This window comes from Fenollaria sp., assembly GCF_057222035.1.
In genome coordinates this window covers 1-11,416 of the sequence record NZ_JBXXYC010000001.1, presented here as the reverse complement: position 1 = coordinate 11,416, position 11,416 = coordinate 1, and the positions used below count along the sequence as shown (strand labels likewise).

The window sequence follows — 11,416 nt, the reverse complement described above, 5'->3', positions numbered from 1 at the left end:
CTATTTCGTCTCTCTTTCTATCAAATCAACTAAATCTTTAGCTAATCTTTTTAATTCATCTTCATCTTCACCTTCAAGCATGACCCTTAGAAGCGGCTCAGTGCCTGATGGTCTGATGACTACCCTCATGTCGGGGTTATTCTTAGTTAAATCATCTATAGCGTTTTTAACGCTTTTTATATCTAAAACTTTATTTTTTATCTCGTTAGTAACTTTTGCGTTTAAAAGTACTTGTGGATATGTTTTCATAAGTCCGTTTAATTCAGCGGCTGTCTTTTTTAGCTCTACCATGGCATTTATCAAAAATATCGCACTTAATAGGCCGTCGCCAGTATTTTGATAATCCTTTAATATTATATGACCCGATTGTTCGCCGCCAAGTGATAAATCGTCCTTAATCAATTCAGCTAGGACATATCTATCGCCAACGCTAGTCACATCAAGCTCTACGCCAATAGTATCAAGGTACTTCTTTAAGCCGATGTTTGACATGATAGTCGCAACAAGTTTATTCTTCTTAAGCTTATCATGCTTTTTCAAATATGTCGCAAGCGCTGCTAATATATGGTCTCCGTCCATAATCTTGCCTTCATTATCAACTACTAATAATCTATCCGCATCGCCGTCAAAGGCAATGCCTATATCCGCCTTATTGTCTTTAACAGTTTCTGTAAGTGATTCCAAATGAGTTGAACCACAGTTTTTATTGATGTTTCTGCCATTTGGCTCGTCATGAATGTATATCATCTCAGCGCCTGATGCGTTTAAAACTTCTTTCGCAGTCACATAGTTTGCTCCATTTGACATATCGCAAACAATTTTAAGGCCGCTATAATCCTTCATAAGCGAGCGTAAATAGCTTACGTACTCAGTTTTATCAATCTCATCATTGATGAAATTACCAAAGCGTTCCGGCTTTTTAAGCTCTTTACACTCAAGCATATTCGTTTCAATCGCTTCTTCAACTTCATCTGCAAGCTTGTAGCCGTCCTTATTAAATACTTTTATGCCATTGTACTCATAAGGGTTATGAGATGCAGAGACAACAATCCCGAATAAAGAATCGTTTTTGCTAATGATGTAGCTCGCTTCTGGTGTCGATGTTACGTTTAAATCATATACATCAAGCCCCATAGATGTGATGGCTGCAGCAAGTGATAGTTTTATCATATCCTTTGACTCTCTTGTGTCGCTCGCTATAAAAACTTTTTTGCCCTCACCGCCAATAAAGTAGTCTGCTATATATTTACCTAATTTGTATGAAAATTCACTAGTTAAAAACTCGCCAGCGACGCCTCTAACGCCGTCTGTGCCAAATAATTTCTTCATTATTCTTCCTCCATATATTCTTTAAGAAGTGGGAGCAAAGTTTCTCTGTCGTTCTCAAGCTCGCCTAAACTCACCATTTCTTTAATTTTTCCAAGTACGTACGCAAATTTTTTGCCTGGCGCATAGCCCATGGCAATTAAATCATCGCCGCTAACAGCAAGTTTAAGCTCGCCGCTTTTATCAAGACTATCCTCTATCTCTTTTATGTAAGTCTCAAATTTTGTTATATTATCAAGCTCTCTCCCAGGTCTCGTCGCAATAGTATCCGCTCTAATTAAATCAAGATAGCGATAAATATTATCCTTACCATAGTAATTATAAAGCCTTCTCACAGCCTTGATGCCAAAGTTTGGGTCCTGCTTCATGTGCTTTAAGATGAGGTCATGAGCCAAATTTATAGTCTTCTTATCATAATTAAATTTTTTTAAAATATCTACTGCCATCTCGGCGCCGACCTTGTCGTGATCGTAGTAGTGAGAAACATCCCCATCTTCAGAGCGTGTCAATGGTTTTGCAACGTCATGAAATAAAGCCGCAAGACGCGTCGGCAAATCTTTTTCAGTCGCTTCAACTGCCTTCATCGTATGAGTAAATAAATCGTAGCTATGATAAGGATTGTTTTGGTCATAATTAAACTCGGTATCAATCTCAGGAAGGACTTCCTTCAAAATGCCTAGCTCGTGCATAAGAGTAAAAGCGTAATGAGCATTGTCAAGAAGCAAAATCTTGTTGAATTCTTCACGAAATTTGTCTTTTGAAAGAGTTTTTACAAAAGGCGCATATTTTTTCGCTGCCTTAAAAGTCTCTTGCTCTATCTCAAAACCTAGCTTCGCCGCAAAGCGCACTAAACGCAGTATTCTCAAGTAGTCCTTGGCAAAACTTTCGTAAGGATCAATCACAGTTCTTAAAATTTTCGCATCAAGATCCTTTTTCGCGTCCATATAATCATATATATTTTTATTCTCACCCATTAGCATGGTGTTTATGGTGAAGTCGCGCCTAATAAGGTCTTCCTTGACATCACTAGTAAAACTTAATGTGCTTGGGTGCCTGCCATCAGTGTAGTCATCCTCACGCCTAAAAGTAGTTATCTCAATCGCATTCTCGCCCTTAATCTTGACAGATCCATATTTCATAAATTTAGTATCAAGCTCATAATCACTTAAAAGATTTATTATCTCATCAGGCTTCTTTGCCGTGCAAATGTCTATGTCGTAGACATCCTTGCACAGCAAATAGTCCCTCACAGCACCCCCAACAATGTATGAGGAACTTCCTAATCTTTTCAAGATATCAATAGCGTAATCTAAATTTTCCATAATATACAATAAATTATATCATATTCATAAGAAAAAATCAAAAATATGTAAATGTAAAAGAAAAACAGCCACATAATGTAGCTGTTAATCCATTATAATATCTCTTTTAATTTTTCGCTTTCGTATAAACAATAATCTTCAACTCTATCGACTTCATAATCAAATTCATCTATAATTTTTTCAAGAGCTTCTCTATTTTTAATCGAAGTGGCTAAACTATTGCCACAGGATGAAGAAAGATCTCTCGGTGTTGGTATGATGAGTGATCCGATGCCAATCTCTTTGAGTTTATTATTTAACATAAGGCACGATGATATTGAGTAGAATGTTACTATGACAACATTATTTTGTTGCTGTGATTTCAAAATCTTCTCCACTTTCCTTAACTGCTACTTTGTAGCCAGCATTTTCAAGAAATCTTGATACATTTTCTTTAGCAACTTCTATGTCAACTAAAACTGTAATGCTTTTTGTGCCTTTGTCAGCTTCATTTTTTGTTAATATAACTGGTTCTGGGCAAGAAAGTCCTCTTGCATCTATAATGTTATTTGCCATTGTGAGCTCCTTTCTTTCTTTCAGCTATGATGTAGCAAGCAGCGATAGCTACTAGTACAAGTCCAACTATGACAGCTACTCTTCCTGATGGTGTAGTGCCTTTACCTGATGAAGCTAGGTTAAAGTTGTGTGATGCAGCTGCTCCGCAGATAAGACCGATGACTGTCATGAATGCGTCTGTATCGCCTTGTGAAGCAAGTATAGTTTGTCTAATTGGGCAACCGCCTAGTAATACTGCTGTTAAACCGACTAAGCCCATTGACAAGAAGTTCCATAGGTGTTCTGAGTGAGCAATTGGTTGTTCAGCAAAACCTAGTTTGAATTGTCCTAGAGCCATGTTTAATACAGCATTTGCAAGAACTATACCTATGATGCCATATAAGAAATGGTAGTCTTTAATTAAAACTGCATCTCTAAATCCAGCTGCTGTACAAAGTCTTGTTCTTTGTAGGATAGCTCCAACTATAAGTCCTGCGCATAATGACATTGCAAATGGTGCGTGCATTGAGCCAGGTCCCTTTGCTGAGAAGTTTATAAACATAGGTTTAGCTAGTGCTAGAACTAAAAGTATTACAGCAAATATTGGCATAATAAGTCCTGATAATTTTGATTGATCATGGTTTCTACCAAGTGAGTAACCTTTTTTAATAAATACAATACCTACTAATATACCGCCTATAAAGCCTAGCAAGCCTACTACAGCGTTTAGGTCTCCAGCTCCGATTCTTAGAAGCATTCTAAGTGGGCAGCCTAAAAATACTAGAGCGCCTATCATCATTAAAAAGCCGTAAACGAAACGAAGTGCTGGGTTTGAGCCACCCTTTGCTCTAAATTCGCCTGTAGCCATGGAAATGATAAAAGCTCCTAATATAAAACCGATAATTTCTGGTCTTATATATTGAACTCCCTTTGCTCCGTGTAAGCCTAAAGCTCCAGCTATGTCTCTAAAGAAACATGCAACGCAGATACCCATGTTACCTGGGTTACCGAAGTGCATTAATAAGGCTCCGATTATACCGATAATGGCGCCTCCAATGAAGATCATTAAGTTTTGTTTTTTCTTCATAATATCCCTCCTTTATATGAGTATATCATAATTATAAGACTTTTTCGTTATTATAAGAAAATTTTATAGTTTAAGCCTTTATTATAAAAAATTATTATTAAAAATATTTATAATAAAGCCTCTAAGTATTAAATTATTTTATACTTATTGAATATGACTTCTTAATGAGATATAATCAAATTAACTATATATTAAGTGAGGTATATTATGCATTACATAGGAATTGACATAGGATCAACTGCTTCTAAAGCTGTTATCCTAGACGAAGAAAAAAAGAACATATTGCACGAAAAAATTATGCCGAGCGGTTGGAACAGTAAAGAGACTGGTGAAGAGATTAAAAGATGGATCAAATCACTAGGATACGGCGAAGATGATGTTAAAATCACTGCGACTGGCTACGGCAGAATCAGTGTGCCTTATGCTGACAGAACTGTTACTGAAATTACGTGCCACGCAAAAGGAGCTCACTTCTTAAATCCTGAGGACATGACAGTTATCGATATCGGTGGACAAGATACTAAGGTAATTATTGTGCAAAACTCAAACGTTATGGATTTTATCATGAATGACAAGTGCTCAGCAGGTACTGGAAAGTTCTTAGAAGTCATGGCTAATAGACTTGGACTTTCATTGCAAGAGATGTTTGAATTTGCTAAAAGAGGCCAATCTGTTAACATATCATCTGTTTGTACAGTATTTGCCGAATCAGAAGTAATTTCACTTATGGGCAAAGGAACTCCTCGTGAAGACATCGCAAGAGGCGTTGTTGACTCGATAGTTAAGAAAGTATCTGCCCTTGCCAATAGAAAAAATGCTTCAAACAATTATTTCTTAACTGGTGGTTTCTGTGACTCAGAATTTACAGTTGATTTGCTTAGCCAAAAACTTGGTGGACCAGTAAAGACTCATAAAGACGCAAGATTTGCTGGGGCCATAGGCGCTGCACTACTTGCAAAATAATGATAGACGTAGAATTCTTTAAAGAATTAAGGCGCAACGCCTATGTCGATGCTGTCACATTTAAAATGACTGAGAATAACGTCATCGGCTACTTTGCCAAAGACATCGACGAAGCGTTTTTACTGAGCTACGGCCTCGTTCCCTACCCAATCGAATCGACTGACACTGAGATTTTACAATATGGTGAGTATAACACCTGCGATATGATAAGCGCGACTACCATTTATATGACTACAAAAAAGTGTCCACTCATCTATTCATCGAAAATATTTTTGATTGAAGATATTTGTAAAAAATTTACAGAAGTCTTTAGTGCTAATTGCGATAGATATATATATGAATATAGTGGGGATATTGCAGGAACAGATATTGACGGCATAATAAAATCAGTTTACGGCTTTAATTTTGACGAGAAAAAATATAAAGAGAACAAAAAAATATTTTCTAAAATCGATGAACTTTTAGAGACGATAGAAAAAAAGATTGAGCCGTATGAGTATAACATTGTTAAATACTATATTAGATATGTGGCTGAACCTCAAAAAAGAGTAAAAATTCTTGAAAAGGTTTTAGAAGATAATATTAATGGCATTAATAAAACTAAATATAAATGTATTAATGTAGCCTGTCCAGAAATAATTCTGGATACACTAAAGAGCCCAATTTGTGAGAGCTACAAGAAAATCGACCTAGCTCCCAAGGGCTGTATATTAAAAGGAGGACAAAATGGATAAGAATCATGAAATGTGGAACAAACTAGGCATGGACATTGAAAAACATGATATGCTATGTGAAGTTTTACCAGGAGCTTTTGGAGACGTATTCCTAAGCCAAGAAAACAGACCAAAGGGTATGGACTACTGGAACATGGTAGTTGGCGATATCCACGGTATTAGACCAGCTGAATTAATCGAACATCAAAAAAACGGTGGCAAAGTAGTTGGAACATTCTGTATACACGTACCAGATGAAGTGCCTATAGCTGCTGGAGCAATAGTTACAGGACTTTGCAGTGGATCACAATTCTGGGTACCAGGAGGAGAAAAGAAACTTCCTACAGCAACTTGCCCACTAATCAAAGCATCACTAGGTGCAAGATTTGACAGAACTTGCCCATTCTTCAGAATAGCTGACCTATTCGTTGGTGAAACAACTTGTGACGGTAAGAAAAAAGCTTGGGAAATACTTGCAGAAGACGCACCAATGTTTATCATGGACATACCTCAAATGAAAAGAGACGAAGACTTCGAAAAATGGGAAGCAGAAATAAAACGCTACATCAAGAGAATCGAAGAACTAACTGGTAACAAAGTTACTGAAGAAGGTCTAAGAAAGGCTATACATATTGTCAACAACAAGAGAAAAGCATTAAAGAGACTTAATGAATTTAGAAAGAACGATCTAGTTCCAATAAGCGGTAAAGACGTTTTAGTTATCACACAAGTTGCTTTCTATGACGATCCAGAAAGAACTACACAAATGATTAATAAGCTTTGTGACGAACTTGAAGAAAGGGTTAAAAATAAAGTTTCAGTTTATAAACCAGGCGCAAAGAGAATACTTCTAACAGGTACACCACTTTCAATACCTAACTGGAAGATGCACCACATCATCGAATCACTTGGAGCAGCTGTTGTTTGTGAAGAAATGTGTACAGGAATTCGTTACAGCTACAAACTTGTTGAAGAAGATGATGGCGCTGATATGGATACTATGGTTCATAATCTTGCACAAAGATACCTTGGCAGCATTAACTGCGCTTGCTTCACACCAAACCATGCAAGAATCGACGATATCGTAAGACTAGCTAAAGAATACAAGGCAGACGGCGTTATCGACCTTAACCTTAAGTTCTGTAACCTATATGATACAGAAGGCTACTTCGTAGAAAAAGAACTTAACAAGCTAGGTATACCAGTTATGGGCATAGAAACAGACTACACAGACGAAGACGCAGAACAATTAAAGACAAGAATCGGTGCCTTCATAGAAATGCTTGACTAATAAAATGAAAGAGCTAAGAAATTACATTCTTTTAAGCGATTCAGCTTCGGCTACAAAACTATACTATCTTCTTAAAGATAACGGCTTTGATGTTACCATAGCGCCAACACCGAGAAATGCAGACCATTGCTGTGGTTTGTGCATAATATTTGAAGCACAAGATAAAGAAAAGATAGCGATACTCGCAGAAAAAAATTCCATAAAGATAGATAGATTTTGGGAAGACATCGTAAGAGATGATCCAAATAGAATGAGATTTTGCTAATATAAAAGGGATAGGCCTGTGGCCTATCCCTTCTTTTTCTTAAACTTAGCAAATAATTGTTAAAACTATAGCGAGTACTATTAAGACTAATCCAATAACAAATTCTATCAGGCCTAGTTTTTTAGCATAAGAAGCATCTCTTCTTTTATATAAAATATCTAAGTTAAAAGAATTTATCAAAGAATATTTCTTTTTAAAATAGATAAGATATCCGAATGTAGAAAAGATTGCGCCTAAGATAAATAATAATATTTTTAAAATCAACATAACTTTCTCCACCCCCTAATATAAACTATACTTCTTTATTCAGTAATATCGTTTTAAAATTAAGACCATTCAAGTAATAATAGTCCACAGATTTAAATGCTTTATTCTTTAAAGCGTAATCGAGAAATATTTTATCCCCTTCCCAATGAGGACTAGCGTAAAATTCCTCTTCACTCATAAACTTAAGAGTGCCTTCAGAACATTCTTTTATCTCACCTGTATAATCATCGCTGTAATATACATACATTTTTTCATAAGTACTAGAACCTATGTCGATGTAGCGAACCTCGCCCATGTAATAAAAAGTCTTAAGTGTAAGATTCGTCTCTTCATAGACCTCGCGCATAATGCACTCATCCTTCGACTCGCCCGGCTCAATCTTACCGCCAATGCCAATGTACTTGCCATGATTAATGTCATTTTCCTTTTTATTCCTGTACAAGAACAAAAATTTATTAGTAGTCTTGTCCTTGATGTATATAACAGTGTAAGCTTGTTTTAATTTCATAATAAATTACCTTTTATTTGCAAAATTTATTCCAAAAATCCACCCAGCTGCCATGTACTTCTCTTTGGTCAATGTAAGTAAAAGTATCTTCATCATACCAATCATGGTTAACTATATCGTCAATAGTCTCAGGAACAAAAAAGTTGAAAAATTCTTTCTTGAACGAACTTCCATACTGTAAATAATATGCGCCTACCATCTTTGTAAAATTGGTTTTCTTTACATCTTGTGGTTTATACAAAAGTGCTTCTCCAACCTGATTTAAATCAGGGCTTACTTCAAGAAAAACTAAACTTAAATCATCTTCCTTATAGCCAATTATAAAACTTCTGTATTTATAGGAAACGGTACGAAGCATTACGAAATTCGCACCACTAATATCTTCTGAATAAGCATAAACTATTTTATATTCCGAACCATTATCTACTTGCTTATCAAAGATTTCTCTCATGCGATTTTTGTTTTCATTGCTTTTTACATTATCTAACTCAACTGTTTTTTTGCCACCAAATAAATTAAACAAGCCCATTTTATTATCTCCTTTTATAATTTAGATTTTTTTCAGGTAATTATAGTATTTTTGCATTATTCCATTTATTAACTCAGTATAAACAAACTCAATAATTCCATTCTCTTCAAAAAGCCTTAAATGATAATGTATTTTAAGCCGCTAACTTATAAAGCATCTAAAAGGTCTTGTGTCGCCTTTGCTGTAGTGCCAATGTTGTAATTATTTTCAATCTTGCAGGATTACTCACTAAATTAATCTCTTTTAGTGTGCTTAATATGTGAACCTCTTTCATTTTCACATCATACTTACCATCTTTGAATATAAAATAGCATAAATTAATTCAACAGTCAAGTATTTTTTAACATTAAATTATATTTTATATATTTATAATATTTTTTATAGGCACGATAATTTGTCAAACCTATTATACAAGAATACCGCTCTTATTTTATTTGTTTTTGTAACATATGTTATACCACATAACATTAAAACACTTCATGAAAATTATTAACTGATGGTAATTTTCTGATACTATTATTAAATACCCAATATACAGCTACTGCCAGTATTATAAAGCTAGCTACTAAAATTGTCACAGGGCTTCCTAAGTACTCACCTAAGGCTCCGCCCATAAGTGCACCAAGAGGCGCCATGAATGTTGATATACCAACCATCGCTCCCATTGCACTTCCTAATTTATCTCTTGGCACTAAAATTTGCACCATAGTTTGAGCATATACATTAACAACTCCAACAACAAACCAGCCAAGTCCATATAATATAACAGCTAGAATCATATTATTTGAAAAATACGAAACACCTGACCAAAATATACTAAGAATTAGCATGCCATAAATATAAAGTTTTCCAAGTGGGCATTTTTTAAATATTGAAAAGCTCGAGAATAATGATCCTATTAAAACGCCAGCTCCCATCGCTGCTAGCATAAGTGAGTAATAAATCTCTCCACTTGCAAAAGCAGGCAGTACAGCGCTTAAACTTGTTGCAGCAAAGTTTATAAATACAACGCCAAATACTAAAGCATATATCCTAGAATCTTTAAATAGTGCTAAGCCTTCCTTTAGTTCTGCAAAATGATTTTTTATAAAGCTTTCATTATCTTTCTTTTCATGTTTATTATATTCACTCAAGCTTCTAGATAAAAATGTAAATAGTATAGCAGTAATTATAAAAGTGACAGAATCAGTGTAAAATGCCGCCATAAATCCAAATGCTGCAATAGTAATTCCGGCTAAGGTATCAAATATTGCGTTTGATCCCTGATATGCCATTGTCATCAATGAATTTGCTGTAACTAGCTCGTCTTCACTAAGTATCTTAGGTAATAATGATATTTGTCCAGGATAAACTAACTGATTTATAAGTGATATAATAGGCATTATAATCATTATATGATATACTTCAAGAGCATTTAATGAGTGTAATAATGGTATTAATAAAATTAAGACAGCTTGTATAATTTGACTATTGATTAAAAATTTCTTCATGTTTATTCTGTCAAGTATTGGACTTAATAAAAGCTGCACTATAGCCGTGGATGATGTGAGAAATAGTGTTAGACCAGAATAAAACGTTGAGCCACTCATCTTATAAACAAGTAGCGTTGAAGCTATAGCATACAAGCTGTCTCCAAAGTTGGTTATGAGTCTACCTAATAACAAGATATAAAAATCTTTACTTCTTATGAATTTCTTTTTTTCTTTGCCTTTTTTAAACATTTTAACATTCTCCTTTTATTTATCGTTCAGTTTTATTTTACAGTTCACTTATTTTTTTCCGGTAAGCATATCACTTACCGGCATTAACTAATCTAATTTATAAACTTCTACTTGAAGCGTTTCCTTATCTTCTTCTCCAGCGCCATATTTTTTTATGAGTTTATCTAAGTCTTCACTAAATTCATGGTATTTTTCTTTATTAATTTTAAAGCTAAAAATATTTTCGTTTGATTCCTTATTAAAAATATCGCTCTTAGGTATAAAAGCTTTAGCTACAGGCAAAAAATATTTTTGCGTTATTCCATTTATTAGCTCTGTATGAACAACCTCTACGATGCCATTGTCTTCAAGAAGCCTTAAGTGATAATGAATTTTCGATCGACTAACTCCAAGGGCGTCCGAAAGGTCTTGTGCAGTCTTTGCTGTAGTTCCAAGCGTTGTAATTATTTTTAGCCTTATAGGATCACTTACTAAATTAATTTCTTCTAGTGTGTTTAATATGTGAACTTCTTTCATTTTCTCACCTCACTTACAATCTTTAAATATATAATAACATAAATTAATTTAACTGTCAAGTATTTTTTAACGTTAAGTTATATTTATTTTGTCTATAATTATTCTTGGCAAATAAAAAAGCTACTAAGTTATAATACTTAGCAGCATAATACAATCTATTCAAATAAACAACCTTCAGTCAATTCTTTATTTTTTAATTAATATATCCACTATTTTGGTATAGAGTCAAGACCTGATATGTACCCTCTTTACTGGACAAACCAGTAAGGAGGGTATTTTTATGCGATATAGTTATGAATTCAAAAAAGAATGCGTAGAACTATACAAACAAGGAAAGTGGATGGAAACGCCAGAAGGTGTCAAACAACATATGT

General features: G+C 34.6%; 13 protein-coding genes. 4 read left to right on the top strand and 9 right to left on the bottom strand.

Translation table 11 applies throughout. From position 1 onward, the window contains the following. The 5 genes from glmM to yedE all read right to left on the bottom strand — a co-directional run bounded on the left by glmM (nt 1) and on the right by yedE (nt 4,269). The gene (gene glmM / locus AC2UOP_RS00065) at nt 1–1,329 is read right to left on the bottom strand and encodes a phosphoglucosamine mutase (protein ID WP_484832229.1); all 1,329 of its coding nucleotides are present in this window, start codon (nt 1,327–1,329) and stop codon (nt 1–3) included. After that, complete coding sequence (locus tag AC2UOP_RS00060; protein WP_484832228.1) at nt 1,329–2,648, bottom strand: CCA tRNA nucleotidyltransferase; 1,320 nt, start codon at nt 2,646–2,648, stop codon at nt 1,329–1,331. Before AC2UOP_RS00060 ends, glmM begins: the two co-directional genes overlap by 1 nt. 92 nt (nt 2,649–2,740) lie before the next feature. Then, nucleotides 2,741–3,013: a putative Se/S carrier protein gene (locus tag AC2UOP_RS00055; protein ID WP_070598660.1), complete on the bottom strand. Its 273-nt coding sequence runs from the start codon at nt 3,011–3,013 to the stop codon at nt 2,741–2,743. Further along, nucleotides 2,991–3,203, bottom strand: coding sequence for a sulfurtransferase TusA family protein (locus AC2UOP_RS00050; RefSeq protein WP_019214561.1), 213 nt, complete (start codon nt 3,201–3,203; stop codon nt 2,991–2,993). The genes AC2UOP_RS00055 and AC2UOP_RS00050 overlap by 23 nt, the downstream gene beginning before the upstream one ends. Beyond that, nucleotides 3,193–4,269 (bottom strand): YedE family putative selenium transporter, encoded by a 1,077-nt coding sequence (gene yedE / locus AC2UOP_RS00045; protein ID WP_484832227.1) that lies wholly within the window; start codon nt 4,267–4,269, stop codon nt 3,193–3,195. The genes AC2UOP_RS00050 and yedE overlap by 11 nt, the downstream gene beginning before the upstream one ends. A gap of 207 nt (nt 4,270–4,476) precedes the next feature. Between yedE and AC2UOP_RS00040 the strand changes: the two genes are divergently transcribed. From AC2UOP_RS00040 to AC2UOP_RS00025, 4 genes are read left to right on the top strand one after another with little or no spacing between them, the layout of a single operon-like run. Further along, nucleotides 4,477–5,232 carry an acyl-CoA dehydratase activase gene (locus AC2UOP_RS00040; RefSeq protein WP_484832226.1) on the top strand — a complete coding sequence of 252 codons (756 nt, stop codon included), beginning with the start codon at nt 4,477–4,479 and terminating at the stop codon, nt 5,230–5,232. After that, nucleotides 5,232–5,966 carry a hypothetical protein gene (locus AC2UOP_RS00035; protein WP_484832225.1) on the top strand — a complete coding sequence of 245 codons (735 nt, stop codon included), beginning with the start codon at nt 5,232–5,234 and terminating at the stop codon, nt 5,964–5,966. The genes AC2UOP_RS00040 and AC2UOP_RS00035 overlap by 1 nt, the downstream gene beginning before the upstream one ends. After that, nucleotides 5,959–7,236, top strand: coding sequence for a double-cubane-cluster-containing anaerobic reductase (locus AC2UOP_RS00030; RefSeq protein ID WP_019214557.1), 1,278 nt, complete (start codon nt 5,959–5,961; stop codon nt 7,234–7,236). Before AC2UOP_RS00035 ends, AC2UOP_RS00030 begins: the two co-directional genes overlap by 8 nt. Nucleotides 7,237–7,240: 4 nt before the next feature. Continuing rightward, nucleotides 7,241–7,501, top strand: coding sequence for a putative Se/S carrier protein (locus tag AC2UOP_RS00025; RefSeq protein ID WP_484832224.1), 261 nt, complete (start codon nt 7,241–7,243; stop codon nt 7,499–7,501). A gap of 292 nt (nt 7,502–7,793) precedes the next feature. On the opposite strand, the gene AC2UOP_RS00020 is transcribed toward AC2UOP_RS00025, so the two are convergent. The 4 genes from AC2UOP_RS00020 to AC2UOP_RS00005 form a co-directional block, all read right to left on the bottom strand. Further along, complete coding sequence (locus AC2UOP_RS00020; protein WP_484832223.1) at nt 7,794–8,276, bottom strand: NUDIX hydrolase; 483 nt, start codon at nt 8,274–8,276, stop codon at nt 7,794–7,796. A gap of 13 nt (nt 8,277–8,289) precedes the next feature. Further along, nucleotides 8,290–8,805, bottom strand: coding sequence for a hypothetical protein (locus AC2UOP_RS00015; RefSeq protein ID WP_484832222.1), 516 nt, complete (start codon nt 8,803–8,805; stop codon nt 8,290–8,292). Nucleotides 8,806–9,272: 467 nt separating this feature from the next. Beyond that, a complete protein-coding gene (locus AC2UOP_RS00010; protein ID WP_484832221.1) occupies nt 9,273–10,526 on the bottom strand; it encodes an MFS transporter in 1,254 nt (417 codons plus the stop codon). A gap of 87 nt (nt 10,527–10,613) precedes the next feature. Further along, the gene (locus tag AC2UOP_RS00005; protein ID WP_484832220.1) at nt 10,614–11,042 is read right to left on the bottom strand and encodes a helix-turn-helix domain-containing protein; all 429 of its coding nucleotides are present in this window, start codon (nt 11,040–11,042) and stop codon (nt 10,614–10,616) included. Nucleotides 11,043–11,416 lie beyond the last annotated feature (374 nt).

Bases quoted from the DNA above. Each gene is read 5' to 3' on its own strand.
- glmM (WP_484832229.1), bottom strand. From the start codon at position 1,329: ATGAAGAAATTATTTGGCACAGACGGCGTTAGAGGCGTCGCTGGCGAG.
- AC2UOP_RS00060 (WP_484832228.1), bottom strand. From the start codon at position 2,648: ATGGAAAATTTAGATTACGCTATTGATATCTTGAAAAGATTAGGAAGT.
- AC2UOP_RS00050 (WP_019214561.1), bottom strand. From the start codon at position 3,203: ATGGCAAATAACATTATAGATGCAAGAGGACTTTCTTGCCCAGAACCA.
- yedE (WP_484832227.1), bottom strand. From the start codon at position 4,269: ATGAAGAAAAAACAAAACTTAATGATCTTCATTGGAGGCGCCATTATC.
- AC2UOP_RS00040 (WP_484832226.1), top strand. From the start codon at position 4,477: ATGCATTACATAGGAATTGACATAGGATCAACTGCTTCTAAAGCTGTT.
- AC2UOP_RS00035 (WP_484832225.1), top strand. From the start codon at position 5,232: ATGATAGACGTAGAATTCTTTAAAGAATTAAGGCGCAACGCCTATGTC.
- AC2UOP_RS00030 (WP_019214557.1), top strand. From the start codon at position 5,959: ATGGATAAGAATCATGAAATGTGGAACAAACTAGGCATGGACATTGAA.
- AC2UOP_RS00025 (WP_484832224.1), top strand. From the start codon at position 7,241: ATGAAAGAGCTAAGAAATTACATTCTTTTAAGCGATTCAGCTTCGGCT.
- AC2UOP_RS00020 (WP_484832223.1), bottom strand. From the start codon at position 8,276: ATGAAATTAAAACAAGCTTACACTGTTATATACATCAAGGACAAGACT.
- AC2UOP_RS00015 (WP_484832222.1), bottom strand. From the start codon at position 8,805: ATGGGCTTGTTTAATTTATTTGGTGGCAAAAAAACAGTTGAGTTAGAT.
- AC2UOP_RS00010 (WP_484832221.1), bottom strand. From the start codon at position 10,526: ATGTTTAAAAAAGGCAAAGAAAAAAAGAAATTCATAAGAAGTAAAGAT.
- AC2UOP_RS00005 (WP_484832220.1), bottom strand. From the start codon at position 11,042: ATGAAAGAAGTTCACATATTAAACACACTAGAAGAAATTAATTTAGTA.